Genomic DNA, 26976 nt, shown 5'->3' with positions numbered 1-26976 from the left:
CCGGAACGCATTCGCCGCGCGGTTCCTCGGGGCGATCAGCGCGTCATTGCACGCCGCTCACACGTACCCCGTCGTGCCCTTCGTCTCCAGATATTCGACGAGGCCGAACTCCGCATACTCGCGCCCGTTGCCTGAACGCTTGTAACCGCCGAACGGCGCGGCCGGGTTCCACGCCGGATAGTTGATGTGCACGTTGCCGACTCGCAGCCGTGCCGCGACCCGGCGTGCCCGCTCGAGATCCGTCGACTGCACGTAGGCCGCGAGCCCGTAGACCGAATCGTTCGCGAGCGCGATGGCCTCTTCTTCGGTCCGGTAGGTCATGATCGACAGCACTGGACCGAAGATCTCCTCGGTCGCGATCGTCATGTCCGGCGTGACGTTCGAGAACACCGTCGGGCGCACGTAGAACCCGTCGCCGAGCCCTTCCGGCCGGCCGGGGCCGCCGGCGACGAGCGTCGCGCCCTCTTCGATCCCGAGCCGGATGAAGTGCTGGATGCGGTCGAATTGAGTACGGCTGACGACCGGCCCGATGCCGGTTTCCGTCGAACGCGGATCGCCGACGACGGTGCGTTCGGCTTCGCGCCGCGCCGCCTGCTCGGCCAGCGGCAGATGACCGACATGCACGAGCATGCGCGTCGGCGCATTGCACGACTGGCCGCTGTTGCTGAAGCAGCTGCGTGCGCCGCGCGTTACGGCGTCCTCGATGTCGGCATCGGGCAGGATCAGGTTCGGGCTCTTGCTGCCGAGCTCCTGGTGCACGCGCTTCACGGTATCGGCGGCCGCCTTCGCGACCTCGATACCGGCGCGCGTCGAACCCGTGAACGACACCATGTCGACATCCGGGTGCCGCGACAGCGCGTCGCCCACTTCATGCCCGTAGCCGTGCACGAGGTTGAACACGCCGGGCGGTACGCCGGCCTCGTGCAGGATCCCCGCGAACAGGATCGCGCTGAACGGCGCGATCTCGCTCGGCTTGAGCACCATCGTGCAGCCGGCGGCGAGGGCCGGCGCGACCTTGCACACGATCTGGTTGATCGGCCAGTTCCACGGCGTGATCAGCGCACACACGCCGATCGGCTCGTGCGACACCAGCAACCCATCGGTCTGCGTGCTGAAGCGGAACGACTGCAGCGCACGAATCGTCTGCTCGAGGTGCGCGGTGCCCACCGCGGCCTGCGCCGCGCGCGCAAACGCGATCGGCGCACCCATTTCGCGGCTGATCGTCTGCGCGACTTCTTCATAGCGCCGCTGGTAGATCTCGAGCACGCGCTTCAACAGCGCGACGCGCTCGGCCACGGACCAGCGCGAGTAAGTGTCGAAGGCCCGTTTCGCCGCACCGACCGCGCGATCGACGTCGGCCGCGACGCCGATCCTGAGCTGCGCATACGGCTGCGCGGTGGCCGGGTCGATCACGTCGATCGATCGTGCATCGGCCGGATCGAGCCACTGGCCGTCGATATAGGACTGTTGTGACGTTCGCATCGAATACTCCTGAAATGAGGGATGCCGCGCTCAGCGCGTTGCCCGCGCGTAGGTGTCGACGAGGATGTCGCGGATCTGCGCGACGAACCAGACGATCTCGTCGCGCGACATCACGAGCGGCGGCGAGAACTGCACGATCGGCGTGCCTTCGTGATCGACACCCGCGCGGCACAGCAGCCCCGCGTCGAAGATCGCGGGCGCGAGCATCGTTGACACGAACGCCTGCGCGCTGATGCCGGCCGCCCAGCGACGCGCGGCCTTGTCGGTCACGAGCTCGAGCGAATAGTGGTAGCCGTCGCCGCGCACGTCGCCGACGCACGGCAATTCGAGCAGCCCGTCGAGCGTCTGGCGGAATACGGCTTCGTTGCCGCGGACGTTCTCGAGGACGCGCTCGCGCGCCATGATCTCGAGGTTCGCGAGCGCGGCCGTGCACGCGACCGGATGGCCGCCGTACGTCGCGCCGTGCAGGAACATCTGCTGCGGCCCGTCGAGCACGGCGTCGACGACCGCGTCGCTCGCGATCACACCGCCGAGCGGCACGTAGCCCGATGCAATGCCTTTCGCGAACGTGATGATGTCCGGCTTCAGTCCATAGCGCGCCGACCCGAAATATTCGCCGAGCCGGCCGAACCCGCAGATCACCTCGTCCGCGACGAGCAGCACGCCGTGCCGGTCGCAGATATCGCGCAGCCCCGCCGCGTAGCCGGCCGGCGGCGTCAGGCTGCCGCCCGCGTTCTGCAACGGCTCGACGACGATCGCGGCGACCGTATCCGGCCCTTCCTGCACGATCAGCGATTCGATTTCGTCGAGCAGGTGGCGCGTGAACTGCGCTTCCGTCTCGTCCGCCGGGCGCCCGTAGCGCTTCGTGTTGCCCACGTGCCGCACGCCCGACATCAAAGGTTCGAAGTGCTTGCGGAAGTTCGTCATCCCGTTCAGCGCGAGCGCGCCGAACGACGTGCCGTGATACGCAACGCGCCGCGCGATGAACTTGCGCCGCTGCGGCTCGCCGCGCGACTGGTGATACTGGCGCACCAGCTTGATCGCCGCTTCGTTCGACTCCGAGCCGCTCGACGTGAAGAACACGCGGTTCAGGCCTTCGGGTGCGAGCGTCGCGAGCTTGTGCGCGAGCCGGATCGCCGGTTCGTGGCCATAGCCCCAGTTGGTCGCGAACGGCAGCCGCCCCATCTGCTCGCGGATCGCATCGCCGATCTCCGCACCGTGGCTGTAGCCGACCTGCACGCAGTACAGCCCCGCCAGCCCGTCGAAATAGCGCTTGCCGTTGCGATCGACGAGCCAGCAGCCTTCGCCCCGGTCGAACACGGTCAACGCGTTCTCGCGGTACGCATCGGCATGCGTGAAGTGCATCAGCAGGTGGCGCTTGCCGAGCGCCTGCAGGTCCGCATCGAGATTGACGTCAACAGCGTTCATGGGTCACTCCTCCTTCAGGGTTTCAGAACCGGCACCGCGCGGCCGGTCGTTCAATTCATCGACAGCGTCGGCGCCGGGCGCGTGAAGCCGCGCGTCAGCCACACGAGCTGGCCGAGTCCGAGCACGAGCCAGCCTATGCCGACGTAGAACGTCTGGCGCGACAGTCCCGACCAGAGCCACACGTTCATCGCGAAGCCGATCGCCGGCATCACGCCGAACGCGATCCAGCCCGCGACATGACGGTGCTCGGGCCGGGCCAGATAGCTGCGCATCACGCACAGGTTCACGATCGCGAACGCGACGAGCGCACCGAAACTGATCATCGTCGACGCGAGGTCGAGCGTGATGAACAGCGCAGACAGCGACACGACGCCGACCGCGAGCGTCGCGCGCACCGGCGTACGCAACCGCGCATGCAGGTGGCCGAATACGCATTCGGGCAGCACGCGGTCACGGCCCATCGCGAACAGCACGCGCGTCACGCTCGCCTGGCCGGCCATCGCGCTCGCGAAACAGCCGGCCACGTACACCGCGACGAAGAACGCCGACAGCGTGCCGCCGCCAATGCGCCGCATCAGTTCGAGGCTGGCCGAATCGAGATCCTTGAACGCGCGCCAGTCGGGAAACACCACCTGCCCGACGTACGCGACCAGCATGAACAGCAGGCCGCTCGCCAGCGTGCAGAGCAGGATCGCGCGCGGCACCGTGCGCCGCGGCTCGCGCGTCTCCTCCGACAGTGTGGTGACCGCATCGAAGCCGAGGAACGACAGGCACAGGATCGCGGAGCCGGCGAAGATCGCTCGCGCATCGCCCGACGACGGCAACGCGACGGCCATCGACAGCCCGTCGCCCGCGGCGGCGCGCGCCGCGGCAACGACGAAGATCGCGATGAACACGAGCTGGCTCGCGATCAGGATCAGATTCACGCGATTGACGAGGCGGATGCCGACGATGTTCAGCCCCGTAATCAGCGCGATGCTGCCGACGATCCATACGCTGGCCGGCACGCCGGGGAAAATCTGCTTCATGTAGATACCGATCGCGAGATAGCTGATCATCGGGATGAACAGGTAATCCATCAGCAACGCCCAGCCGACCATGAAGCCGGCCGACGTGCCGAAATTGCGGCTCGCGAACGTATAGGCGGAACCGGCGCTCGGCATCAGCCGCGCCATGTGGCCGTAGCTGCGCGCGGTGAACAGCATCGCGACCAGCGTGACCGCATACGCGGCCGTCAGATGCCCGTTCGTCTCGCTCGTGACGAGGCCGTAGGTCGTGAATACCGTCATCGGCAACATGTACGCGAGACCGAAGATCACCAGCGTCGACAGGCCGAGCAGGTGCGGCTTGCTGCGTTCGTCCGGATCGCCTCGATGCGCGGGCGCGCCGAGGTCGTGCGTCGCGGCGGCGAATGCGGTTCGACCGGGCCTGTCGTTGTCCATGCTGTCCTCATGTAGGTGGCGTCCATGACCTCAACACGCGTGCATCCGGCGCTGGCGGCGGGGCACGGCTGGAAGAAAGTGTGGTGCGCCAAAAAATCGAGAACGAATGAGAAATGCGGACGTAATAGAGGGATATTTCCGGACACGAGGTCGCGCACTGCACGATCCGCGCCCTGCATGCTGCTGTGCCGCACTGGCGTTTTGCGGACATTCCGGCTATGTTCTACGCGACCCCGTCACCGTATCGGCACCATGGACAGCCGCTCCCAACGAAATCAGAGCCGGGCCGAGCGCAGCCTGCGCATGTCGCTCGGCCTCGCACGCCCGGCCGGGCGCCAGGAGGATATTCCGGCCACCGTCCATGCGATCGCGGTCGCGCTGGACGAGTGCCGCGTGCGGCACATCGACGGCGCCGCGCTGCTCGAAGGCACCGGGCTCGGCGCGAACGAAGTCGCGTCGCCGAACCTGCACGTGAATCGCGGCCAGGAACAGCGCTGCTTCCGCAACCTGCTGCGCTGCAGCGGCGTACCGTCGATCGGGTTGTCGATCGGTGCGCGGTTGCACGTGTCGACGCTCGGGCTCGCCGGCTACGCGATGCTGATCAGCGGCTCCGTGATGCAGGCGTTCCGCTGCATGGGCCAGTTTCCGCTGTTCATGGGGCTGTATTTCGATGTGCGCATCGACGCGCACGCGGACGGCATGAGCGTGACCATCAGCCGCTACAACGGCGAACCCGATCTCGAGGTATTCCAGGTCGACATGTGCCTGTCGAGCCTGCGGCTGATCGTGTCCGATCTCGTCGGCAAGCCGGTGTGGCCGGAGCAACTGCAACTCGCACGCCGCACGCCGCGCAATGCAGCCGACTACACACGCCACTTCGGTTGTCCGGTCACATTCAACGCGGCCGACAACCGTCTCGTGTTCACGTCCGTGAACGGCACGGAAACGCCGCGTCTCGCGAACGAAGTCAGCTTCAATGCGCTGCACGGCCAGTGCGAAGTGCTCGAACGGCAGTGGGCCGCGTCGGTCGGCACGCGCTTCGCCGATCGCGCTAAGGAGCTGATGACGCGCGACCTCATGCGCTTCAAGTCGATGACGTCGCTCGCGCATGCGCTGCACCTGACGGAGCGCACGCTGCGCAGGCGGCTCGACAAGGACGGCATCACGTTCCAGTCGCTGCTCGACGAAGTGCGGCACGACGAAGCGGTGCGAATGCTCGACGACCACTCGCTGACGGTCGCGGCGATCGCCGAACGGCTCGGCTACAGCGAGCCGCGCAGCTTCCGTCACGCATATCGGCGCTGGACCGGCAAGACGCCGCGCGCGGACGCCGACATCGACATGTAACGCCGCTCGCGCAAGGCGTTTCGGAACGACGTCGCCATCCATGAATTCGGAGTTCGAATCATTTCCGCGCAAGCCTTCGACTTCATCGATCTCGATGCCGCGACGAGATTGCGTGTCATGCCCGAGGTAGACGCGATCATTCGATTGCTCTATACTCGCCCCAACTTCATCACAAAACGCATGATCTCGCAGGCAACGTGATGTCATTTCGCACTTTGTTGCGCATGCATCCGTTTCGCCGCGTCAAAAGGGGCCACCGGCCCCAGCGGTTGGCGTCAAGCCACCCGCATCCATGCCGTCTTCGCAGGACGGTGCCCTGCTCGAACGCGCCTCGCCGTTACGGCGCCGCCGGGCCGAACCTGACAATCAGACGAACGCAGCATCGCGTTCACCCGACCGCCAGCCGCACCTCGGTGCAGCAGGCAGTACTGTTTCCGTCAGTTCAATCGCGGCCACGCCGGGATCACGAACTTCCATCGCGACGCCATCCGGCGTCATCGCGGCGCGTGCCTGCGCGCGTGCCGCACCGGGATTGAGGAGGCGTATCTTCATGACTCGACGCACTGTCCAGCAGGTGGGCAGCCTGGTAGCCATCATCGCAGTCGGTTGGGCACTGGCGCGCGGTATCGGCGCCGACACGTTCCGCCAGCGCGCGGACGATCTCGCCTACTACGCCGGCCAGCACATGCTGCTGGTCGTCTACTCGATGACGCTCGCGATCGCCGTGGGCATACCGGCCGGCGTGCTGCTGAGCCGGCCGCGGTTCCAGCACCAGGCCGAGCGCTTCATGCAGGTCTTCAACATCGGCAACACGATCCCGTCGCTCGCGGTGCTGGCCATCGCGCTCGGCATCTTCGGCATCGGCGACGTGCCCGCGATCGTCGCGCTGTTTCTCGCGTCGCTGCTGCCGATCACGCGCAATGCATACGAAGGCATGAAGAACGTGCCGGCCGCGCTGCGCGAAGCAGCCAAGGGCATCGGCATGACGGGCTGGCAATCGCTGGTTCGCGTCGAATTGCCCAATGCACTGCCGATCATCGTCGGCGGCGTGCGCACCGCGCTCGCGATCAACGTCGGAACGGCGCCGCTCGCGTACCTGATCGGCGCGGACAGCCTCGGCTCGCTGATCTTCCCCGGCATCTACCTCGACAACCAGCCGCTGCTGCTGCTCGGCGCGTCGCTCACCGCGATCCTCGCGCTCGCGCTGGACGGCATCGTCGCGGCCGGCAGCCGCCACTGGCTCGCACGCCACGGAGGGGCAGCATGATGCGCGCGCTCCGATCGATCGTACGCCTGTGCGCCGCCGTCGCGCTGTGCATGGCGGCCGGCACACCGGCATTCGCCGCGAAGCTCGTGCTCGGCGCGAAGAACTTCACCGAGCAATACGTGCTCGCGGAAGTCACCTCGCAGTACCTGCGCTCGCGCGGCTACGACGTGGAAGTCCGCTCGGGCCTCGGCAGCACGCTCGCCCGCAGCGCGCTGGAGAACGGCCAGTTCGACTTGATGTGGGACTACACGGGCACCGCCGCGCTCGTCTACAACAAGATTCAGGACAAGCTCTCGCCCGAAGAAATGTACCGGCGCGTCAAGGCGCTCGACGTGCCGCGCGGGCTCGTGTGGCTCGACGCTTCGCCGCTCAACGACACCTATGCAATCGGCCTGCCGAGCCAGCTCGCGCAGGCTACCGGCATCCGGACCGTGTCGCAGCTCGCGGAGCACCTGAAGACCGACCCGGCCGCAAAGCATTACGTGTTCGGCATGGACGCGGAATTCGCGAACCGCCCCGACGGCCTGAAGCCGCTGCTGGCCGCGTACGGCATGCAGTTCAGCCGCGCGCAGCTGAAGCAGATGGACCCGGGGCTCGTGTACACGGCGCTGCACAACAACCAGCTGAAGATCGGGCTCGTCTACACGACCGACGGACGCGTGAAGGGCTTCGGCATCGTGCCGCTCGAGGACGACAAGCACTTCTTCCCGCCGTACAACGCGACGCCCGTGGTGCGCAAGGACACGCTCGACCGCAATCCGAAACTCGCGACGCAGCTCAACGCGCTGTCTGCCGCGCTCGACAACGACGTGATGCAGGCCATGGCCAAGGCCGTCGACCTCGACGGCCAGTCGCCGCGCGACGTCGCCGACGCGTTCCTGCGCACGCATCCGCTACCTTGAAGGAGACCTGATGAGCGTATTCGACTATCTCGCTTCGAGCTGGCCCGAGCTGCTGCAGCTCACGCTGCAACACGTATGGCTCGTCGCAATCGCGGTGGGCTGCGCGATCGTCGCGGGCGTGCCGCTCGGCATCCTCATCAATCGCCACGACTGGCTCGCCGGGCCGCTGCTCGGCATCGCCACGATCGTGCTCACGCTGCCGTCCATCGCACTGTTCGGCCTGATGATCCCGTTCTTCTCGCGCTTCGGCCAGGGCATCGGCGCCGCGCCCGCGATCACGGCCGTGTTCCTCTATTCGCTGCTGCCGATCATGCGCAACACATACCTCGCGCTGCACAACGTCGATGCGGGGATCAAGGAAGCCGGCACCGGCATCGGCATGACCTCATGGCAGCGCCTGCGTCTCGTCGACCTGCCGCTGGCGGTACCCGTGATTCTCGCGGGTGTGCGCACCGCCGTCGTGATGAACATCGGCGTGATGACGATCGCCGCCGTGGTCGGCGCGGGCGGGCTCGGCACGCTGATCCTGCGCGCGATCGGGCAGAGCAGCATGATGAAACTGCTGGTGGGCGCGGTGCTCGTGAGCCTGCTCGCGATCGTCGCCGACCGGCTGCTGCAGATGCTGCAGCGGGCATTGACACCGAAGGGAGTGCAGAAGACATGATCGAACTCGACCAACTGACCAAGACCTTCACGCGCAAGGACGGCCAGGCCGTGCGCGCGGTCGACTCGGTGAGCCTGTCGGTACCCGAGGGGGAAATCTGCGTGTTTCTCGGCCCGTCGGGGTGCGGCAAGACCACCACGCTCAAGATGATCAACCGGCTCATCGCCGCCACCTCGGGCCGCGTGCTCATCAACGGCGAGGATACGGCGCAGCTCGACGAAGTCGACCTGCGGCGCCACATCGGCTACGTGATCCAGCAGATCGGGCTGTTCCCGAACATGACGATCGAAGAGAACATCACCGTCGTGCCGCGCCTGCTGGGCTGGGACAAGAAGCGCTGCGCCGAGCGTGCACGCGACCTGATGTCGATGGTCGCGCTCGATCCGAAGCTCTACCTGAAACGCTATCCGCGCGAGCTGTCGGGCGGGCAGCAGCAGCGCGTCGGCGTGATTCGCGCGCTGGCCGCCGATCCGCCCGTGCTGCTGATGGACGAACCGTTCGGCGCGGTCGATCCGATCAATCGCGAATCGATCCAGAACGAGTTCTTCCAGATGCAGCGGCAACTGAACAAGACCGTGATCATGGTGAGCCACGACATCGACGAAGCGATCAAGCTGGGCGACCGCATCGCGGTGTTCCGGCGCGGCCAGCTGGTGCAGTACGATCACCCCGACACGCTGCTGGCGCGCCCGCGCGACGAGTTCGTCGCGCAGTTCGTCGGCCAGGACAGCACGCTCAAGCGCCTGCTGCTCGTGAAGGCCGGCGACGCCGCCACGCAGCCCGAAACGGCACGCGTCGATACGCCGCTCGCGCACGCACTCGCGGTGATGGACGAAACCGACTGCCGCTACCTGACCGTGCTCGACGACGCGGGCCGCGCGCTCGGCTACGTGACGCGCCGCGCCGCACGCGCCGACGGCGGCGGCGTATGCGGCGAACGCGTGACGCCGTTCCCGGCCGGTGTCTCGGCCGACGACAACCTGCGCATCGTACTGTCGAAGATGTATCAGTACAGCGCGTCGTGGATGCCGGTGCTCGACCCCGACGGCGTGTGGATCGGCGAGGTCACGCAGGACTCGATCGCCGCGTACCTGAGCTCGGGCCGGTCGCGCCGGCAAACGGGGCAGCCGCCGGGCAGCCCTGTCGATGCGGTCGGCGCAGCGGCCACGCACTGATTCATTCCCGCGCCGGTGTGACATCACACCGGCGCCGGGAACGGAACAGAGATCGCCCACCGTACGGAAAATGTGCAGCGACGTTTGACGACAAAGCGTCGTTCAAGAAACCCGTCAAACGGAAAACCGAAAGCAGCGGGCGAACGCCGTCTCCGTCATCCGGATTGTTTGCACACTCTTCGTTCCGCGCCGGCGTGACATGCGCACTTCGCTTCGGATGACTAATCGGCTGCGGGCTTTTCCGTCGATCGACAACCGGGCGTGTACTTCGATCGCGCGTCGAGAAATCCGGAACCGGAACGAACCGCGAATCGAATGAAATCGACTCGCGTAGAATGCCCGCAACAATCATCCGAGCGGGCCGCCCTTCCATTCCACTCGCATCGGCACAACAACACCAACGAGCGCCGTGACCTCCGCCGTCGCCGCCCCGGTCGGGCGCGCGCGACCGTGACGATCGTCGACCGACGCAGCATTCATGAGCAAACCGATCCTGTACCTCCTCGCCGGCAACGGCAGCGCGGCCGACTGGTGGGACGATGCATTGCCCCACTTCCGGCGCTACCGACCGGTGCCGCTGGAACTGCCGGGCTTCGGCGATCACCCCGCGCCGCCGTGCGAGGACCTCGCCGCGTATGCGCAGGCGCTGCTGGACGCGACCGAACCGGGCCACGCGATCATGGCGGTTGGCGTGAACGCGCTGCTGGTGCTGCACGCGTTGCAACGGCGCCCCGGCCACTTCGGCCGCAGCGTGCTGCTCGCGCCCGTCGGCGCGTTCCTGTGGGAACGGCGCCTGCCGAAACTGATGGCGCCGAAGCCGCTGCGCAAGACGATCCACTGGCTGCTCGCGCACTACCCGACGCTGTTCGCCCGCAAATTCTCGAACCGGACCTGGACGCCCGCGCAATACCGCCGCATGGGCGCCGGCTATGCGCGCTGCCGCGCATTCCTGCCGCACTGGGACCTCGTGCGCGCCGATACCGCACTGCCGCTGCTCGAGTGGGTCGCCGATCGCATCGAGCTCGTGTGGGGCGACCAGGACGCCGTGCTCGGCGTACGCCAGGCCGCCGCGTGGTCGGCGATCCTCGCCCGCGCCGACCTCACCGTCACGCTGCAGCCCGGCTGGGGACACTATCCGTGGATCGACGCGCCTGCGGCCTTCGCGCAGTGGCTCGAAGCCGGCGACACCGGCTTCGTCGCGCACACGAAAGGCGGGCGCCTGGCGCTGGCCACGATGGCCGGCCTCCCCGTGCCGCCCGCCCTGTCGCTGACCCGCGCCGACGACCCGCGCCTGCCCGGCTTTCTCGCGAGCCAGCCCGGCGCCGAATGGGCGATCCGCTCGTCGAGCCACGGCGAGGACCAGGCCGACGCGGCGAACGCCGGCCTGCATACGACGTTCCTGCGTGTACCGGCATCGGATGCGGCCGTTCGCGTGGCCGAACTGCTCGACGGCGGCCTCGAGGAAGCGGTCGTGCAGCGCTTCATCACGCCCGTGCTGTCCGGCATCGCATTCGTGCGCCATCTCGCGGTCGAAGTCGAATGGGTGGAAGGCCACCTCGAGTCGCTCGCCGACGGGCAGGCGAGCCCACGGCGCGCGATCCTGTCGCGGCTCGGCGAACCCTGGCAGCGCGGCACGTTCGCACCCGCGCACGGGCTGACCACGCAGCAGCTTTGGGCGTTCCTGCAGCAGGTGCTGCGCGCGTTCCATTACGTGCCGGGCGACGTCGAATGGGCATGGGACGGCACGCAGCTGTGGCTATTGCAGTACCGCCCGATCAGCAGCTACGGCTGGCACCGGCACCTGACCTCGGCCAACATCGCCGAGATCCTGCCGCCGCAGCCGAGCCGGCTGGTCGAGTACGCGCAACGGCGCGCGGCCGGCAGCATCCCGGCCATCATGGCGCGCTGGGATGCACGCGTACTGCGCGACAACGAACCGTTCACCGCGCTGTACGGCGGCGCGTCGTACATCAACAACGACCTGTTCCTCGCGCGTCTCGCGGACTGGGGCGTATCGGCCGCGAACTACAGCGGCGAGATCGGCGGCGCGACGCCGCCGCTGCGCTGGCGTCCGCTGCGCCTGCTCCGCTCGCTGCCGGTGTTCTGGCGCATGCTGCGCGTCGCCCGCGGTCACCTGCCGACGCTTGCGCGCGGCCTGCAGCGCTTCGACGCCGAGCTCGCCACGCTCGTCGAACAGCGCGCCGACGGCCTGCAACTGGCCGACTGGTTCACGCGCTTCTACGTATTCGTCGTGCAGGGCAACCTGTGCATCGCGTCATCGCTCGCCAGCAGCGGCGGCGCACTGTGGGGACGTCCGCCCACCGCCTATGGCCAGCTCGACGACAGCCCGCACCGCTTGCCATGGGAAACCGATCCGGGCACCGCGCGGCCCGCGGCCGCCGACCTGCCGCTGCAGCCCTTCCCCGACTGGCCGCTGCCGGTTCGCGTGCTGCACACGCTCGGCGCGCCGGGCATGCGCGGCTGGTATCTGCAGGTGCGCGAGTGGTATCGCGACAACCTGATGCGCGTGTTCTTCCGCCTGCATCACGCGATGCCGGCCGCCGATCGCGACACGTGGTTCGCGCCGCATCCCGAGCGCCGCGAACGCAACGGCAGCTTCTGGCAGGACGGCAGCGAAGGCACCGACGAGGCAGCCGGCTTCATGATCTATCCGGGCCACACGCAGGGCGTGCTCGGCCACGACATCCTGCTCGAAGACTCGCTCGATCCAGGCCGGCACGCGCAGTACCAGGCCGCCCGCGCGGTGATCGCGCGCATGGGTGGCCGCTTGTCGCACGGCGCGACGCTGCTGCGCGAGCTGCGCAAGCCGTCGGCCGTGCTGCCGCGCGTCGACGATGCGTGGATCGGGCGCGAAGTGCGGCTCAGCGACGGCCGGCTGACACTGGTCGAATAAGCGCCCGACGACGTGTCGAAGGGGCCGGCGCTCAGCGCGGCGGCGTGCGGATCTTTCCGTCGACCTTCAACGTGCGCCTGTCGCGCGCGGCCTCGTATTCGACCGTTTGCGCGGGCGTGACGGCGCCGTACGAGCGGCCGTTCACATAGACGACGCCGTCGCGCAGTTCGATCCGGTCGCCGTTGACCGTCGCGGTGGCGCGGTCGCCCTGCAGCACCGCGCCCGAACAGCCGGCGGTGGAAAAGCTGCGGACCGACGTGCCCGGCATCGCCGCGTTGCCGCCCGGGTCCGCCGCATGCGCGGCACTGCAGGGCGGCGCATCCAGGTCGCCGGCAGCGTGAAGCGATCCGGCACCGATGCCGCATCCGGCAAGCAGTGCAATCGACATCGGCAACAGCTTGTTCATGGTGGTCTCCGTGGCCCGCGGACCTGGATCGACGACCGAGCAACGCCCCCGCTTGCAGGTCGCCCGCTCCACGCAGTATGCGTCCACCCGACGGCACGCCGCCATCCTCGCCGATACCGCTCCCGTTCGCCAGCACATTCACCTTGACAAGTTGCGATGCGCAACTATTATCGATTGCGATACGCAACCATCTGGGGCAAACCATGGACCTCATCGACGTGCCCGCCAAGCCTCGCGACGCGACCATCCTCGAACTGCGCGACTTCTCCCGCAAACTGGTGCGCGAGCTCGGCTTCATGCGCGCGACGCTCGCCGACAGCGACTGGGCGCCGTCGGCCGTTCACGCGATCCTCGAGATCGGGATGGCGCCCGGCATCAACGCGAAGGATCTCGGCAACATCCTGCGGCTCGACAAATCGAACACGAGCCGGCAACTCGCGCGGCTCGAGGCGGCCGGTGTCGTGGAGCGGCGCGTGTCGAGCGAGGATGCGCGTGCGATCGAGCTGTACCTGACCGCCGAAGGGAAAAAACTCCAGAAAAGAATCGACACGTTCGCGACCGATCAGGTGTCGAATGCGCTGCGTCGCATGATTCCCGCCGATCAGCAGGCGCTGCTGCGTTCGCTCGCGCTGTATGCCGATGCCCTCGCGCAGGACAACGCGGCCAAGGCGCCCGCGGCGACACCCGACGCGCCGTCGATCCTCGAGGGCTACCAGCCGGGCTGTATCGGCGACATCGCGAGCCTGCATGCGCGCTTCTATTCGGAGCACTGGGGGTTCGGCGCCTTTTTCGAGAAGCGGGTGGCGACCGAGCTGGCGGAGTTCGCGAGCACGTTGCCGGCCGACGGCAAGGCGCTGTGGCTCTGCCAGGAAGACGGGCGGACGCTCGCGTCGCTCGCGATCGACGGCGACCCCACAAGCGGTATCGCGCACCTGCGCTGGTTCATCGTGAACGACGCGTTGCGCGGGTCCGGCATCGGGCGCCGGATGATGACGCTGGCAATGCGCTTCGTCGACGCGCACCGGTTTCACGAGACCTACCTGTGGACGTTCAAGGGACTGGATTCGGCGCGCCACCTGTACGAGTCGTTCGGCTTTACGCTGACGCACGAGTCGGCAGGCACGCACTGGGGAACCGAGGTGGTCGAGCAGCGTTTCAGCCGGCCCGGGCCCACCGGCAGCTGATGGTCGGCAGAACCGAACCGTGCCTGCAGCAGCTCGCGCCGCAGGCACGCGCGCATCCGTAGCCGCCGAATCGGTCGCTCGAACTATCGCGCGCGCCGCGCGTACTCCTCCGCAAACGCCGCCTCCACGAACCGGATCACGTCGTCGAGCGACGACGTGCACACGGCATCGGCCGCGAGCGCCTGAAACGCGCCGTCCGGCCCGAAGCAGACGAGCGGCTTGCGCCAGCGTTGCGCCAGCGAGATTTCCTGCGCCGTGCCGTGCCCGCCCGGCAACGCGACGATCAGGTCGCTGCTCAGCACGTTCACGTGATTGCGGTTGATCGCCTGCGGATCGGCATCCGGTTCGCGGCGCGGCAGCGGCGTGAGGATCGGGATGTCGACGAACGGATGCGGATAGCCGTCGAGCGGCACGAAGCCCGCGACCGGATCGGCCTGCGTCGGCAGGATGCCGATCGATCGGCCGGCCCGCCCCGGTACGCCGGCGAACGCGCGCGCGACGGCCAGCATCACGCCCTGCCCGCCGCCCGTCAGCAAGTTGAAGCCGGCCTGGGCGAGCCATGCGCCGAGCGGTTCCGAAAACGCGAGCCACGGCTCCTTGCCCGAACCCATCACGCCGATCGTCATGTTCTTCCGTTGCATCGTGGTTTCCGGTGAAGTCGTTGCGGAGCGCGCGCGCACAACGCTCATTCGAGTTCGACGCCCTTCAGCTCGGGGATCAGGAACAGCGTCGCGACCATGTCGAGCACGTAGAGGCCCGCGAGCAGTGCGATGGCCGTCTGGAACGAGTAGTGCGCGGCAAGCGCGCCGACCGCGACCGGGCCGAAGCCGCCGACCGCCCGGCCGATATTCCACAGCACGTTCTGCGCGGTGGCGCGCGCGGCAGTCGGATAGCCTTCCGACATCAGCGTCCCGTAGCCGCCGACCATCCCGTTGACGAACATGCCCATCAGCGCGCCGGCCCACAGCATCGCGGTCGGGTCCGTCAGCCGCGCATATGCGATGACCGTGACGACCGAGCCGAGCTGGTACAGCAGGAACGTCGGCTTGCGCCCGATGCGGTCGGCCAGTTGTCCGAACACCCACACGCCGATCATCATCCCGACCACGGTCGCCGCCGTCCACAGCCCCGACTTCGTCAGCGAGAAACCCATCTGCTTCGACAGGAAGGTCGGCAGCCAGATCATGATCCCGTAATAGCCGAAGTTCTGGACCGAGCAGAGGATCACGATGCCGAGGCTCGTGCGCGCGGTGCGGCTGTCGGCGACGAGCATGCGGAACGTGTTGGACTTCGGCTGCATCGCGCGCTGCACGAACGCCTCCGGCTCGTGCAGCTTGTTGCGCATCGCCCACGCGAGCAGCGCAGGCAGCACGCCGACCAGGAACATGCCGCGCCAGCCGATGTGGAGCAGCAGGAACGGCGTCAGCAGCGCGGCCAGCAGCACGCCGGCCTGCCAGCCGAGCGCGACGTAGCACGACACGCGTGCGCGCTTGCTCGCCGGCCACGCTTCCGCCGCGAGCGCCATGCCGATCCCGAACTCGCCGCCCAGCCCGACGCCCGCGATGGTGCGGTAGACCAGCAGGTCCCAGAAGCCGCGCGCGAACGCGCACAGGCCGGTGAAGATCGCGAACAGCAGGATCGTCCAGGTCAGCACGCGCACGCGCCCGTAGCGGTCGCTCAGGGCACCGAACAGGATGCCGCCCGCGACCGCACCGATCAGCGTCCACGTGACGAGCGCGCCGCCCTGCCCGGGCGACAGCTGCAGCGCCGCCGTGATCGCCGGCAGCATGAAGCCGAGGATCAGCAGGTCGAAGCCGTCCATCGCATAGCCGATCGCCGATCCGGCCAGCGCTTTCCACGCGTACGACCCGGCCTGCTCTACACGCGTGGCCGACGGGCCGCCGAGCGTCGAGGATTTCATGTTTGCTGCCATGGTGTCCCGCCACGAATGTCCGGCGACATTTTAAGGCCTGTGCCCGCGAACGACGGGCGCGGGCGCGCATCGGCGCCGCTGCCGGAACGGCAGGCGGGACATGACGGGCAATGAACGGGGAAAACGTCGATCCGGTGTCGGCGGCCTGGCCGGCGATGTCGCGGCCAGGCCGGACACCGGATGAAAGATTGCGGAGGGACGGAGTGTTACGGGCGGCCCCGCCGGCGCGAACCGGACGGCACCGCGCGGCCTTGAGACACGGCCTGCTTCAGCCTTGATCCTCGCCGGGCCACCAGGCCTTGGCCTCGCGGTCGACGGCGAGCGAATCGAGATCCTTGCCTTCGAGCCATTTCGGCCGGGGGCCGCGCCCCGACCATGAGCGGCCGGTCGTCGGATCGTAGTACTTGGCAGGCGCCTTGCGTTTCCGCTGGACGATGTAGCCGAGCGCGCTCAGCACTTCCTGCTGCGAAATTCCCAAAAGCTCGACCTGTTCCTTGAAAGCCGCGAGCGCGGCCTGCTTCTCCTTCTGCTTCGCATCCGACAGCTTGATGTTCAGGTCCCGAAGTTGTGCTTCGAGCTCCTGCAGGGCCTGGGTCATGTATTCATCCTCTTTGGGCATGTTTTTGCAAAAAACTCCGATGGCCGAACCTACCACGAAGTTCCGCCGATCGGGTCTGTCAACTATGTGAATCGTTTCCCTGAGCCGGCATGGCTTGCGTGATGCGCACTAAACGACGTCGTGCGTCATTGCAGGCAGGGCCGGGCCGGCGACACGCGGCGCGTCGCACACCAACAGGCATGGCGAACGGCTGCGGCAAGTCAGGCGCCGCCCCTGGCACGGGTGCGGCATGGCGCGAATGATAGCAGTGCGCGACATCGTGTTGGAGAAGTCGTGCAACGGAACGGATGCGGAGCAGGCGGCTCACCGCCCCGCGTCGTGCGCATCCCATGCGATCCGGTCGAACAGCGCACGCAGCTTCGCGCCGCGCGCCGCATTCAGCGCGGCGGCGTGCGCCACGCGTCCGGCGAGATGCGTACGGAAATCCGGATGGGCGTCCCGATTCTGCGAGGCCGGGCCGCGCCGGATGCAATTGGTCAGGATGGCCTTCAGGAGATCGAACTCATCGCGTGCCAGATTCGGATGACGATTGACGACCACACCGGCCAGTTGCTGCCGCCCCCCACGCCGCATCACGCGCGTCTTGCGCAGTTGCAGCGCGAAGCCCTCCTCGAGCGCGATCGCGGCTACCCTGATTTGCAGGCGCTCGACGTTGCGCGCAAGCGCGCCGCCGCCTGAGAACGCGAGATCGTCCGCATAGCGCGTGTAGGTCGCATCGAGCGAACGCGCGAGCGCGGCGAGCCGCATGTCGAACCGGAACGCGCACAGGTTCGCGAGCGCCGGCGACGTCGGCGCGCCCTGCGGCAGATGCCGTTCGCGATAGCGCTGGCGGCCGATCCAGTCGAACCGGTCGCGCAGGTCCGGCGCGAGCAGCCGCGCCGACGGCACGCGGTTCGTGCACAACCCGGTGAGCGTGCGCGCGACTTCGACCGGATACCCGAGCGTGGCGAACAGCGCATGGACACGTGCGGCGCGCACCGAGACGAAGAAGTCCGCCAGGTCGAAGCGGACGACGACATCGCGATCGGCATGCGGTGCCGCGAACGACACGATCCCGTGCCCCTTGCGAAAACCGTGCACGGCGCCGTGCGGCGCAATACGATCGAGCAGCCCGCGCAGGATACGGCGCTGCGCTTCGCGCAGCCTTCCCTTCGGGATCTCGACCAGGCGGCATCCGCCGCTGCGCTTGTCGACCGCGACGTACGTGTAGTGATGCAGCGGCGTGGCGCTGCTGCGCGCATCGACGCGCCAGTGATCGGACAGCCAGTCGAGTTCCGGCACGCTCACGCCGAGCCAGCCGGCGAGATCGCCGGGCGTCGCCCATTGCGGCACGTCGCACCCGGCGAGCGGCGCCGGCAACGGCCGCTGGACGGGCGGCCGCCGCACGACGCGGATCACGGCCGGCCGAGCGTCGCCATACCACGCGCGCACGAATCCGGGCGCCTCGGCCACGACGTCCGCCAGCGCATCGATGCCGGTGTCGCCCCAATGCGCGCCGAAGCGCGCGAGCGATGCATCCGCGACCTCATGCGTCCACGCCGGCGCGTCGCCGAGCACGGCCGCCATCCGCGCGACGACGCCGTCGCGCTCGGGCGATCCGGCGAGCATCGCCTCGGCGATCGTGCGTGTGGTGCCGCGCAGGGATGAATACATGGCCAGGAATGGGCGGGACGATGAGTCAACGTGGCTGGTGCTGCGAGGGGATACGTTGCGCAACGCGAAACCGGGCCCCTTGCGACGCATCGGTGTATCGATCCGATCCACGGGGTAGCCCCGTGGTCCAGGAACATCGACGGCCTGTTCCGGGTATGTGCTTGACCCACCGGCCCGCGTCGCGACTGTAATGGGCGCGCACGCCACGTGTCAAATCAGGCGGAACGGCATTCGTTGTGCTGCGGGCCGCGCATGTCGCCGGCCCGCGCTCCGCATCGCATTGACGCGCTTACACGCCCCGCGCGAACAGCGCGCTGTATGCGATCGGCGTCACGCCGATGCCGGCCATGCCGCTCAGCATCGTCGCCCAGGTCGCGTCGGCCACGCTGACGGGAAACGACCGCACGCGATTGGCGAGCAGCCAGAAGGTCCGCGTCATGCCGTCGCTCATCGCAACCTCGTACCCGCTTCCCGCCGGCCAGTAGCCGACCGGCGGCAGCGCCACCGGCGCCTCGCGGCCGCCCCTGAACGCAGCGGCAGCCATCGCGAACTTGCTGTCGAGCGGCATGGCCCGGCGCGGTACGCAGTCCTGCGAATCCTGTTTCGGAAACGCGGGGCTCGTTTCGAGCCAGCGGCGATAGAACGCCTCGGCATCGAGATGGACGACGAAACGCTCCACCCCGGCCGGCTCGGCCGCCAGATAGCAGTCGACCTGGCCGGGTACGGGAACGCGCCATATCGCGCGCTTCGCGCTCAGGTCGACCAGTTCGCACGCCATCGGCCGGAACGGGATCGGTGAAGCGGGTCCGGACTCGCGCAGGTCGCGTGCGCGGTCGAGTCCGTTACGAAGACGTGTCAGCATGGGCCCTCTCTTTCTCTCTCGATTTGTTCGAATGAGTCAGGGCGTGTGGCGCAATCCGCGCCGTCGCCGCCGGTTCGCCCGGTACCCTGACGCTCCCGGCTGGATCGGGAACCCGCGCAGTGTATCGCCTTTCGATGACGGGACGACAGGCACGGTGCCCGCCACCCGGTGGGCGCCGGTCACGCGCCCTATCGAACGGAAATCGGCTTCAACCCGGGCTTTTCGGTGCCGATCCTACGGCGCCTGCGGTGCATCGCGCAGCACGGCGCGCAGCGCGGTATCGAACGGCGTCGCGTAATCGATCCCGAGGGCGCGCACGCGCGACGCGTCCAGATGGCAATCGTACGGGCGCGGCGTCGCGTCGGTCGGCTGGTCGATCCGCGTGAGCGACGCGTCGATGCCGAGCGCGGCGGCGATTCGCTGCGCGATGTCGTGCTTGGTCATCGGCTCCTCGCCCGACCAGTGACGGATGCCCGTGACGGATTCGCCCGCGAGATGGCGCAGCGTCAGGTCGCGGATGACCTTCGCGACGTCCGGCGTGTAGGTCGGATAGCGGATCGCCCAGGCGTCCATGCCGACCGCGCGGGCACCCGGACGCGCGGACGCGGCAATGGCCGGGACGAGGCTCGTGACCGCCGATTCGTTCCAGTCGGCGATCGGGCCGAAGAGCAGCGGCAGACGCAGCACGCAGGAGAGCGACGATGCCGCGAGGAGTGCCGCCTCGCCTTCCAGCTTGGTGCGGCCGTAGATGTTCAGCGGGTTCGGTGCGGCGTCTTCACGGTACGGGGCCGCCTTGCCGTCGAAAACGTAGTCGGTCGAGATGCCGAGTGTCCATGCGCCGTATCGGGCGGCCAGCGCGCCGACGCGGGCCGGCGCGTCGACATTGATCGCGCGGGCGGCATCCGGGTCGCGCTCGCAGACGTCCGGGCGGCGCTCGGCGGCGCAGATGATGACGGCGGCCGGCTTGCGTGTGTCGAAGAGGTGTTCGAGGGCCGGTTGGTCGAGGACGTCCAGCTCCGCGATGTTTTCCGGCGGCAATGCCAGAAGTTTTGCGCCAGCGCTTTGCGGGTTCCGGATGGTCGCCAGTAGCGTCAACGACGATTCGCTCGCCAGCGATGCGGCAACCGCGCGGCCAAGTAGGCCGGAGGCGCCGATGAGGAGGATGGTCTTGCGTTCGGTGGACGGAGTTGGGCTTGGCATGAGCGGCGATTCGGGTGACGTGGTGGAGCGCGAGGTCGCGACCCACGTTCGAATGTCAGGGTCGACGTTCGAACGATGAACGTGCCGAGGATAGCCGAGTTTGGCAGCGGACACGACCGACACGAGGCGTTGCGGACGACACGCGCCATGCCCGCGCCATCGCCCGCCCCAAAACGCAGCGCGCGGTACACATCCGTGCACCGCGCCAGTCACACTGAACGGAAACTTCGCCCTGCGTTACTTCCGGTCAACCGAATACCGCCCCGGCCCGGTCAGCGCGAGCAACAGCAACCCGCCGATGATGCTCACGTTCTTGTAGAAGTTGATCATCGCCATGTACTGCTCCATCCCCTGCAGCGCCCAGTAGCGATGGCCGATCAGCGCGGTCGCGAGCGTATAGGCGGCAAACACCAGCGCGAGCGGACGCGTATAGAAGCCGATCGCGATCAGCGCGCCGCCGGCCAGTTCCACCGCCACCGCGATCGCGGCCGCCAGTTCGGGCGCCGGGTTTCCCGTCGACGCCATGTACGCGACCGTGCCCGAAAAGCCGTTCAGCTTCTGCCAGCCGAACAGCACGAACAGGATCATCATCAGCACGCGAGCCGCCAGCAGCAGCTCGTCCTTCTTCGACTCCAGCGAAACGTAACGCATAGCAATCACCCTTGAATTGACGGTTTGATGCGGCCGCTGCCAATGCGCGCCGGAGCGGCGCGCGTGGCCGGCAACGGCCCACTCCTCGCTCGATCGGATCGCTGGCCGATACCACGGCCAGTTGCCGAAGAATCCGTCCGGTCGCGCCGCTCGCGGCGCGCTTCGAATCGGTTCTGGCGAAGCACGGGTGCAGTCTACTGTCCCGCCGGAAATCATCAATCCGTCAAAACATGATTCGCTGTCTCAATTTAGTGGACAATTTGCACGGCTGAAGCCAAACAACCCGGAAATCTCGTGCGGATCGCTACTGAAGAGACCGGCACGAAACGGTTTGAGATCAGCCCGCCTCTGCAGGGGCGTGCCTGAACGACGCACCATACGCACTGTCAGGCAACCGATCGCGTCCGCTCAGGCGCGAACGGAAAGTACCGGCCGGCGCAGTCGTCCGGTACAGGCCGCGCTTCTTCAGTTCCGGCACGACCAGTTCGGCGAAATCGTCGAGCGTGCCCGGGCTGATCAGCGGATTGAGCATGTAGCCGCTTGTCGTCGACAGCCGCGCATGCTCGGCGAGCTGGTCCGCGACTTCGTCCGGCGAGCCGACGAGGATCAGGTCGGTGCCGCGCGTGACGCTCGCGAACTTGCGCCGCACGTCGCCGGCGGTGAGCGGCTTGCCGCTGCCGTCGGGCCGCACGACGTAGGACGTGAGCCCTTCCGTCTGCGTCGTCAGCGGCTCGTCGTCCGCATAGCGGTCGATGTCGATGCCGGTGTCGCCCGCATAGCTGACGAGTTGCGCGTGCTGGTGATAATGCTGCTGCAGCGTGTGATATTTCTCCTTCGCATCGCTCGACGAGCGCGCCGTCACGATCCGCAGCACCGTCAGCGACTTCACGTCGTCCGCCGCCCGGCCGCGTTCGGCCGCCAGCCGGCGAATCTCGTCGAGGCCTGCGCGAATTTCGTGCGGATTCGATTTCGCGACGAACACCACCTCCGCGTGCTTCGCCGCGAATTCGCGCCCGCGCCCCGACCAGCCGGCCTGGATCAGCACGGGCGAGCGCTGCGGCGACGGCGCGCAGACGTGCGGCCCCTGCACGCGATAGTGCGTCCCTTCGTGCGCGATCGGCCGTACGCGATCGCCACGCGCATAGCGCGGCGAGCGCTTGTCGGCGACCACCGCGTCGTCCGCCCAGCTCCCTTCCCACAGTTTGTAGACGACGTCGAGAAATTCCTCCGCGCGCGCATAACGTTCGTCATGACCGATCATTCGGTCAAGACCGAAGTTGCGCGCCGCACTCGTCAGGTAGGACGTCACGATGTTCCAGCCGATCCGGCCGTTGCTCAGATGATCGAGCGTGCTGAAGCGGCGCGCGAGCGCGAACGGATGCTCGTAGGTCGTGCTCGCGGTCACGCCGAACGCGAGCCGCTCGGTCTGCGCGACGAGCGCCGGAATCAGCATCATCGGATCGTTCGCGGGCGCCTCGACCGCCCACTGCAACGCGGCGTCGGCCGACCCGCCATAGACGTCGTACAGGCCGAGCACGTCCGCGAAGAACAGCATGTCGAGATCGGCCTGTTCGGCCGTGCGCGCAAGGTTCGACCAGAACGGGAGCGTATTCGCGCGCAGCCGTTCGTCGGCCGGATGGGTCCACAGGCTCGGCGCGCCGCCGCAGCCGACGCTGGCTTGTTCATACAGGGAAAACAGCAAGGGGCGAGGATCGGACATCGTGGAATTCGTTACCAGGGCAGTCATCAGTTGGGTGCCGCCCACGCACCCGACGACGCGCGGCGGCGCCGTGCGGGCAGGCGGTCGTCGGGCGCGCGCGTCAGGTAGCGATTGACGCGCTTCTCGAGACGGGCGGCGGGAATGGTCAGCAGCGCGACCAGCACGACATAGACAATGGCCGCACCGACCAGTGGTTCGTACACGCGCAACGTCTCGAAGCGCAGCGTATTGGCCGTGCCCATCACGTCGAACACGGTAACGGTCGATGCGAGGACGGTCGATTTCAGCAGCAGGATCGCCTCTCCTGTGAGCGCGGGCAGCGCGAGCCGCCACGCACGCGGGCCGACGATGCGGCGCAGCACCTGCACGCGCGTCATCCCGTATGCATGGCCGGCCTCGATCTCGCCGGCCGGCACACCGGCGATCGCGCCGCGCAGGATCGTCGCGACATACGCGCTCTCGTTCACGCTCAACGCGACGACCGCATACCAGAACGCGTCGCGCAGCAGCGGCGACGCCCAGCTGTCGCGCATCCATTCGCGCGGGACGATCTGACCGAATCCGTAGTACAGCAGATAGAGTTGAACGAGTAGCGGTGTGCCGCGGATCAGCATCAGCCAGCTGCGCGCGGACCAGCGCAGCGGCGTGTGGCGTGCACCGGCGGCGAGCGCGAGCGGCACACCCAGCAGCATGCTGGCCGCACCCGACAAAAGCGTCAGTGCCAGCGTCGTCGGCACCGCGGCGAGCAGCTTCGGCATCACCGTGTCGAGCAGGAACGGCAGCGAGAAGATCATGGAGTCGCGCGCCTCGTGCCACGATTCGCATGCCGTTCGAGCGCCGCGAAGATGCCGGTCGACGTGATGCTCAGCAGCAGGAACAGTGCGGCCGTGACGAGATAGAAGAAAACGTAGTGCCGCGTCGCACCGGCCGCGAGCTGGCTCGCCTTCAGCAGATCCGTAAACGACCCGAGCACGCTGATGAACGACGCGTCCTTGGTCGCGTTCAGCCACACGTTGCCGACGCCCGGCAACGCGAGCCGCGCCGCGGCCGGGAGCCGGATGCGCGTCAAGGTCTGCCATGGCGTCATCCCGTACGCGTGCGCGGCTTCGATCTGGCCGATCGGGACGTTGACGAGCGCCGCGCGGAAGATGTCGGTCAGATACGCGCCCTGGATGAAACCGAGCGACAGTGCGGCGACGACGAACGGGTCGAACGCGAAGTCGGCGGATACGAGACCGCTGCCGCGCAGCGCATTTTCGACGGCAGGCGCAACCGCGTAGAACGCCAGCAGCAGGCACAACAGTTCGGGCAGCGCGCGCACGAGCGTCGTATAGAGACGCACGAACCATGCAAGCGCTGCGTATCGCGACAGCTTGCCGAGCGCGCCGGCGACGCCGAGCAGTGTGCCAGTGCAAAACGACGACGCCGCGACGCCGAACGTCAGCGCGAACGCGCTCGCGAACACGCGGCCATACCCGCCGTCGCCGAATGCGAGCAGCGCGAGCAGCGAATCGTCCGCGGCCATCGGGTCAGCGGCCCTTCTCGATCGTTCCCTTCAGGTTCGGGTAGCGGGCGGTGATCGCATCCCATGTGCCGTCCTGCTGCAGTTGCGCGATCGCGGTCGACAACTTGCCGCGCAGCGCATCGCCGTGGCGCACGCCCGCGCCGATGCCGAGACCCAGCACCGGATTGTCCGCGCACGCGGTCTTGACCTCGAAGTCCTTGCCGTCGCGCGACGCGAGAAACGCGGTGAACAGCCCCTTGCCTTCCTGCACGTAGTCGACGCGGCCAGACACCAGATCCGCGAGCGCATTGTCGAACTTGTCGAACGCCTTGATCTGCGCGTCCTGCTTGAAGCGGGAATCGAGGAACGCCGAGAAATTCGTACCGGCCTCGACGCCGATCACGCGGCCCTTGAAGCTCGCGGGCACCGCGCAGTCGACGCGGCGCCGGTCGTTTTTCGCACCGACGAACACCGTCGGCGATTCGTAGTACGCACGGCTGAAATCGATCGCCTTCTGCCGTTCGCCGGTGATCGTCATCGACGACCAGATCACGTCGATCTTGCGGTTCTGCAACGCCGGAATCAGGCCGTCCCACGCAATGTCGGTGAGCTCGCACCGCACGTTGAGCTTGCCGCATGCGGCATCGAGCACGTCGACTTCCCAGCCCTTCCACTTGCCGGCAGCGTCCTTCGAGAAGAACGGCGGATAGGACTCGGCGTCGATGCCGACGCGCAGTGTCGGCTGGGCCGCATGGGAAACCGGCGCGAGGCCGAATACGAACAGCGCGGCCGCGGCACGGCGGACCCTCGAACGCATCAAACGATTCATGTGGCGAATTTCCGGAATAACGTCGGAACGACCGGCTTCGCAGCCGGCAGCAGGATGCGAGACTGTAGTGCCTGCCGAGGCGTGTACCAAATGGTTATTTTTTCGATGAATATCTGATCGGGTCATATGCCGCCCGTGTGGGTCCGGCACGTGTCCAAATTCATATCCGTCGAACTGACGTCATTCACCCAACGAATCGCGCTTCTACGGCAATTCGCACGACGAGATCGATACGTTCCGGTTCGATGCGTGGAGCAGCAGGCAGGTTTGCGCCAGTGTGATCGATTCGTTGTCGATCCGGCGCGGGGAGATGGACGCCGCGCGTGACGGGCGGCGGCGAATGCGCGTCACAAGCCCGGCGGTACGTCGCACGCTTCCGTGCGCAGCATGCGCGGACGCTCAGCGAGCGTGTCGCAAAGCTGGACCGCTGAAGAGGAGGGAGCCGGCGCCCGACCGTAACACGGCGTCGCGCGAAGCACGGATATCGGCTGGGTAACGGCAACGGGACGCCGGGCGACTGGCACGCTGATGTGCACCAGGCACGTCCGCCGGAACATGACAGCCTTCGACATTCCGGCGGATTCTCCCAGACCCTGCATCAATCGGGACCAGCCTCGGGCTCAGGAGTGATGCTCGCGCTGGTGTTCCGCCGGATAGACCATCGTCGGTAATCCGCGGGGGTCATGCCTATTAGCTGGCCGAACGCACGCCGAAAAGAAGTCTCGTCTCCATAACCGCATTGCGACGCGACCTGCTTGATGCTGGCCCCCGGTGTTTCAAGCAGCACGCAAGCCATTTCGATTCTGACGCGCGTAATGAACCCCTTTGGCGATTCGCCGGTCAAGCTCTTCAGTCGCCGATGCAGGGTTCGCTCACTGAGACCCAGTGCGCCAGCCAGCGCTTCCGCGGTCAATCCGGGAATGGTGTGGCGGACGATCTGCTCCGCTTGATGAAGGAGCGGATCGGTAGCATTGATGTATCCCCGAGGAGCGTACGCCAGCTGTGGCAGCGGCATCGTGTCGGCTACCGAAATATCGGCGGCGAGGCGAGCGACTTCGGCCCCTGCTTCCCGCCTGATTACGTGCAACGCCAGATCGACCCAGGACAAGGGCCCGCCTGTCGTGACGATGCGATCCTGTTCTTCCACTGCGGTGCCCCACGCCGGGCGCGCCTTGGGAAACCGCTGCCTGAACGCATGGTGTAGCCACCAGGTCGTGGTGCAACGCCTGCCGTTCAGCAAGCCGGCCTCGCCCAGGACGAAGGTCCCCGCACATGCTGCGCCCACCAGCGCGCCCTCGTGATGACGCGCTCGCAGCCACGCCGCTGCCTGCCCGGTCGAGTCCGACACCGGCGGCAGCCGGTCCGGGCCGAGCGCCATGCCGGTGACGAGTGCGACATCGCATTGCGTCAACTCATCAAACGACGCATCGACCGGAATCAGGCGGCCCTGAGGATCCCGTAGCGCCCGTCCGTCGGCGCTCGCGATGATGGTCTCGAATCCGGACACGGTCGACTCCCCGTGGACGCCGCCGCCGGGCGGCGACCGCAATGCCTGGGCGGTCATCCAGAACAGGTCGGCAAGGCCCGTGATGGGAGACAGCAGACTCCCTTCGACTGCAACGATTCCTATGCGCACAGTGTACTCCGTCAATTCGGCCGAGTTGGCGGATTTTGCACGAACTGTGCTCCACCTGCCAACCGAAACGCGCCGAGCGGAGCCATCTTGCACGACGGCCGCCGTCCCATCCTCAATCAGCAAATTCATTGCGCCACTTTGCGTCATCAATCAGGCCA

At 67.4% G+C, this 26976-nt stretch carries 23 protein-coding genes; 7 read left to right on the top strand and 16 right to left on the bottom strand.

Annotated elements, in window-relative coordinates:
- Positions 1 to 57: 57 nt before the first annotated feature.
- The 3 genes from AC5LXX_RS31505 to AC5LXX_RS31495 are packed head-to-tail and all read right to left on the bottom strand — an operon-like array spanning position 58 to position 4352.
- Positions 58 to 1482: an aldehyde dehydrogenase family protein gene (locus AC5LXX_RS31505; protein ID WP_493414037.1), complete on the bottom strand. Its 1425-nt coding sequence runs from the start codon at positions 1480 to 1482 to the stop codon at positions 58 to 60.
- Between the two features lie 30 nt (positions 1483 to 1512).
- On the bottom strand, positions 1513 to 2910 hold the full coding sequence (locus AC5LXX_RS31500; RefSeq protein WP_493414036.1) for an aspartate aminotransferase family protein: 1398 nt from the start codon (positions 2908 to 2910) through the stop codon (positions 1513 to 1515).
- Between the two features lie 50 nt (positions 2911 to 2960).
- A complete protein-coding gene (locus AC5LXX_RS31495) occupies positions 2961 to 4352 on the bottom strand; it encodes an APC family permease (protein WP_493414035.1) in 1392 nt (463 codons plus the stop codon).
- 252 nt (positions 4353 to 4604) lie between these two features.
- On the opposite strand from AC5LXX_RS31495, the gene AC5LXX_RS31490 reads away from it, so the two are divergent.
- The 6 genes from AC5LXX_RS31490 to AC5LXX_RS31465 all read left to right on the top strand — a co-directional run bounded on the left by AC5LXX_RS31490 (position 4605) and on the right by AC5LXX_RS31465 (position 12621).
- Positions 4605 to 5699, top strand: coding sequence for an AraC family transcriptional regulator (locus AC5LXX_RS31490; RefSeq protein WP_493414034.1), 1095 nt, complete (start codon positions 4605 to 4607; stop codon positions 5697 to 5699).
- Between the two features lie 550 nt (positions 5700 to 6249).
- Positions 6250 to 6966, top strand: a complete 717-nt coding sequence (locus AC5LXX_RS31485) for an ABC transporter permease (protein ID WP_493414033.1) — start codon at positions 6250 to 6252, stop codon at positions 6964 to 6966.
- The gene (locus AC5LXX_RS31480; protein ID WP_493414032.1) at positions 6963 to 7868 is read left to right on the top strand and encodes a glycine betaine ABC transporter substrate-binding protein; all 906 of its coding nucleotides are present in this window, start codon (positions 6963 to 6965) and stop codon (positions 7866 to 7868) included. Before AC5LXX_RS31485 ends, AC5LXX_RS31480 begins: the two co-directional genes overlap by 4 nt.
- A 10-nt stretch (positions 7869 to 7878) precedes the next feature.
- A complete protein-coding gene (locus AC5LXX_RS31475) occupies positions 7879 to 8532 on the top strand; it encodes an ABC transporter permease (RefSeq protein WP_124448748.1) in 654 nt (217 codons plus the stop codon).
- Positions 8529 to 9707 (top strand): ABC transporter ATP-binding protein, encoded by a 1179-nt coding sequence (locus AC5LXX_RS31470; protein WP_493414031.1) that lies wholly within the window; start codon positions 8529 to 8531, stop codon positions 9705 to 9707. The genes AC5LXX_RS31475 and AC5LXX_RS31470 overlap by 4 nt, the downstream gene beginning before the upstream one ends.
- A gap of 478 nt (positions 9708 to 10185) precedes the next feature.
- On the top strand, positions 10186 to 12621 hold the full coding sequence (locus tag AC5LXX_RS31465) for a PEP-utilizing enzyme (RefSeq protein ID WP_493414030.1): 2436 nt from the start codon (positions 10186 to 10188) through the stop codon (positions 12619 to 12621).
- Between the two features lie 31 nt (positions 12622 to 12652).
- On the opposite strand, the gene AC5LXX_RS31460 is transcribed toward AC5LXX_RS31465, so the two are convergent.
- Complete coding sequence (locus tag AC5LXX_RS31460; RefSeq protein ID WP_493414029.1) at positions 12653 to 13027, bottom strand: sugar ABC transporter ATPase; 375 nt, start codon at positions 13025 to 13027, stop codon at positions 12653 to 12655.
- Positions 13028 to 13230: 203 nt separating this feature from the next.
- Between AC5LXX_RS31460 and AC5LXX_RS31455 the strand changes: the two genes are divergently transcribed.
- Complete coding sequence (locus tag AC5LXX_RS31455) at positions 13231 to 14211, top strand: bifunctional helix-turn-helix transcriptional regulator/GNAT family N-acetyltransferase (protein WP_493414028.1); 981 nt, start codon at positions 13231 to 13233, stop codon at positions 14209 to 14211.
- An 83-nt stretch (positions 14212 to 14294) separates the two neighbouring features.
- Here AC5LXX_RS31455 and AC5LXX_RS31450 read toward each other — a convergent pair whose 3' ends face one another.
- From AC5LXX_RS31450 to AC5LXX_RS31395, 12 genes are all read right to left on the bottom strand, one after another.
- A complete protein-coding gene (locus AC5LXX_RS31450) occupies positions 14295 to 14900 on the bottom strand; it encodes an SLOG cluster 4 domain-containing protein (RefSeq protein WP_493414027.1) in 606 nt (201 codons plus the stop codon).
- The gene (locus AC5LXX_RS31445; protein ID WP_493414026.1) at positions 14897 to 16144 is read right to left on the bottom strand and encodes an MFS transporter; all 1248 of its coding nucleotides are present in this window, start codon (positions 16142 to 16144) and stop codon (positions 14897 to 14899) included. The genes AC5LXX_RS31450 and AC5LXX_RS31445 overlap by 4 nt, the downstream gene beginning before the upstream one ends.
- A gap of 268 nt (positions 16145 to 16412) precedes the next feature.
- Entirely contained in the window at positions 16413 to 16742 is a 330-nt protein-coding gene (locus AC5LXX_RS31440) for an H-NS histone family protein (RefSeq protein WP_124448758.1), read from the bottom strand.
- Between the two features lie 324 nt (positions 16743 to 17066).
- Positions 17067 to 18416 carry a reverse transcriptase family protein gene (locus AC5LXX_RS31435; protein WP_493414025.1) on the bottom strand — a complete coding sequence of 450 codons (1350 nt, stop codon included), beginning with the start codon at positions 18414 to 18416 and terminating at the stop codon, positions 17067 to 17069.
- A gap of 289 nt (positions 18417 to 18705) precedes the next feature.
- A complete protein-coding gene (locus tag AC5LXX_RS31430; protein ID WP_493414024.1) occupies positions 18706 to 19278 on the bottom strand; it encodes a plasmid fertility inhibition factor family protein in 573 nt (190 codons plus the stop codon).
- A gap of 234 nt (positions 19279 to 19512) precedes the next feature.
- Positions 19513 to 20478 carry a dTDP-4-dehydrorhamnose reductase family protein gene (locus tag AC5LXX_RS31425; protein ID WP_493414317.1) on the bottom strand — a complete coding sequence of 322 codons (966 nt, stop codon included), beginning with the start codon at positions 20476 to 20478 and terminating at the stop codon, positions 19513 to 19515.
- Positions 20479 to 20715: 237 nt separating this feature from the next.
- Entirely contained in the window at positions 20716 to 21129 is a 414-nt protein-coding gene (locus AC5LXX_RS31420) for a DoxX family protein (RefSeq protein ID WP_124448768.1), read from the bottom strand.
- 337 nt (positions 21130 to 21466) lie between these two features.
- Positions 21467 to 22849 carry an LLM class flavin-dependent oxidoreductase gene (locus tag AC5LXX_RS31415; protein WP_493414023.1) on the bottom strand — a complete coding sequence of 461 codons (1383 nt, stop codon included), beginning with the start codon at positions 22847 to 22849 and terminating at the stop codon, positions 21467 to 21469.
- Between the two features lie 26 nt (positions 22850 to 22875).
- A complete protein-coding gene (locus AC5LXX_RS31410) occupies positions 22876 to 23643 on the bottom strand; it encodes an ABC transporter permease (RefSeq protein WP_493414022.1) in 768 nt (255 codons plus the stop codon).
- Positions 23640 to 24374 carry an ABC transporter permease gene (locus AC5LXX_RS31405; protein WP_493414021.1) on the bottom strand — a complete coding sequence of 245 codons (735 nt, stop codon included), beginning with the start codon at positions 24372 to 24374 and terminating at the stop codon, positions 23640 to 23642. The genes AC5LXX_RS31410 and AC5LXX_RS31405 overlap by 4 nt, the downstream gene beginning before the upstream one ends.
- A 4-nt stretch (positions 24375 to 24378) precedes the next feature.
- The gene (locus AC5LXX_RS31400) at positions 24379 to 25182 is read right to left on the bottom strand and encodes a transporter substrate-binding domain-containing protein (protein ID WP_493414020.1); all 804 of its coding nucleotides are present in this window, start codon (positions 25180 to 25182) and stop codon (positions 24379 to 24381) included.
- 598 nt (positions 25183 to 25780) lie between these two features.
- A complete protein-coding gene (locus AC5LXX_RS31395) occupies positions 25781 to 26947 on the bottom strand; it encodes a GlxA family transcriptional regulator (RefSeq protein WP_493414019.1) in 1167 nt (388 codons plus the stop codon).
- Positions 26948 to 26976 lie beyond the last annotated feature (29 nt).

The organism is Burkholderia torrens, assembly GCF_984668525.1.
Note: the sequence above shows the minus strand (reverse complement) of the source record. Positions and strands in the feature narration are given on the sequence as shown.

Excerpts from the sequence above, each read along its gene's own strand:
- AC5LXX_RS31505 (WP_493414037.1), bottom strand. The coding sequence starts at position 1,482 with ATGCGAACGTCACAACAGTCCTATATCGACGGCCAGTGGCTCGATCCG.
- AC5LXX_RS31500 (WP_493414036.1), bottom strand. The coding sequence starts at position 2,910 with ATGAACGCTGTTGACGTCAATCTCGATGCGGACCTGCAGGCGCTCGGC.
- AC5LXX_RS31495 (WP_493414035.1), bottom strand. The coding sequence starts at position 4,352 with ATGGACAACGACAGGCCCGGTCGAACCGCATTCGCCGCCGCGACGCAC.
- AC5LXX_RS31490 (WP_493414034.1), top strand. The coding sequence starts at position 4,605 with ATGGACAGCCGCTCCCAACGAAATCAGAGCCGGGCCGAGCGCAGCCTG.
- AC5LXX_RS31485 (WP_493414033.1), top strand. The coding sequence starts at position 6,250 with ATGACTCGACGCACTGTCCAGCAGGTGGGCAGCCTGGTAGCCATCATC.
- AC5LXX_RS31480 (WP_493414032.1), top strand. The coding sequence starts at position 6,963 with ATGATGCGCGCGCTCCGATCGATCGTACGCCTGTGCGCCGCCGTCGCG.
- AC5LXX_RS31475 (WP_124448748.1), top strand. The coding sequence starts at position 7,879 with ATGAGCGTATTCGACTATCTCGCTTCGAGCTGGCCCGAGCTGCTGCAG.
- AC5LXX_RS31470 (WP_493414031.1), top strand. The coding sequence starts at position 8,529 with ATGATCGAACTCGACCAACTGACCAAGACCTTCACGCGCAAGGACGGC.
- AC5LXX_RS31465 (WP_493414030.1), top strand. The coding sequence starts at position 10,186 with ATGAGCAAACCGATCCTGTACCTCCTCGCCGGCAACGGCAGCGCGGCC.
- AC5LXX_RS31460 (WP_493414029.1), bottom strand. The coding sequence starts at position 13,027 with ATGAACAAGCTGTTGCCGATGTCGATTGCACTGCTTGCCGGATGCGGC.
- AC5LXX_RS31455 (WP_493414028.1), top strand. The coding sequence starts at position 13,231 with ATGGACCTCATCGACGTGCCCGCCAAGCCTCGCGACGCGACCATCCTC.
- AC5LXX_RS31450 (WP_493414027.1), bottom strand. The coding sequence starts at position 14,900 with ATGAGCGTTGTGCGCGCGCGCTCCGCAACGACTTCACCGGAAACCACG.
- AC5LXX_RS31445 (WP_493414026.1), bottom strand. The coding sequence starts at position 16,144 with ATGGCAGCAAACATGAAATCCTCGACGCTCGGCGGCCCGTCGGCCACG.
- AC5LXX_RS31440 (WP_124448758.1), bottom strand. The coding sequence starts at position 16,742 with ATGACCCAGGCCCTGCAGGAGCTCGAAGCACAACTTCGGGACCTGAAC.
- AC5LXX_RS31435 (WP_493414025.1), bottom strand. The coding sequence starts at position 18,416 with ATGTATTCATCCCTGCGCGGCACCACACGCACGATCGCCGAGGCGATG.
- AC5LXX_RS31430 (WP_493414024.1), bottom strand. The coding sequence starts at position 19,278 with ATGCTGACACGTCTTCGTAACGGACTCGACCGCGCACGCGACCTGCGC.
- AC5LXX_RS31425 (WP_493414317.1), bottom strand. The coding sequence starts at position 20,478 with ATGCCAAGCCCAACTCCGTCCACCGAACGCAAGACCATCCTCCTCATC.
- AC5LXX_RS31420 (WP_124448768.1), bottom strand. The coding sequence starts at position 21,129 with ATGCGTTACGTTTCGCTGGAGTCGAAGAAGGACGAGCTGCTGCTGGCG.
- AC5LXX_RS31415 (WP_493414023.1), bottom strand. The coding sequence starts at position 22,849 with ATGTCCGATCCTCGCCCCTTGCTGTTTTCCCTGTATGAACAAGCCAGC.
- AC5LXX_RS31410 (WP_493414022.1), bottom strand. The coding sequence starts at position 23,643 with ATGATCTTCTCGCTGCCGTTCCTGCTCGACACGGTGATGCCGAAGCTG.
- AC5LXX_RS31405 (WP_493414021.1), bottom strand. The coding sequence starts at position 24,374 with ATGGCCGCGGACGATTCGCTGCTCGCGCTGCTCGCATTCGGCGACGGC.
- AC5LXX_RS31400 (WP_493414020.1), bottom strand. The coding sequence starts at position 25,182 with ATGAATCGTTTGATGCGTTCGAGGGTCCGCCGTGCCGCGGCCGCGCTG.
- AC5LXX_RS31395 (WP_493414019.1), bottom strand. The coding sequence starts at position 26,947 with ATGAATTTGCTGATTGAGGATGGGACGGCGGCCGTCGTGCAAGATGGC.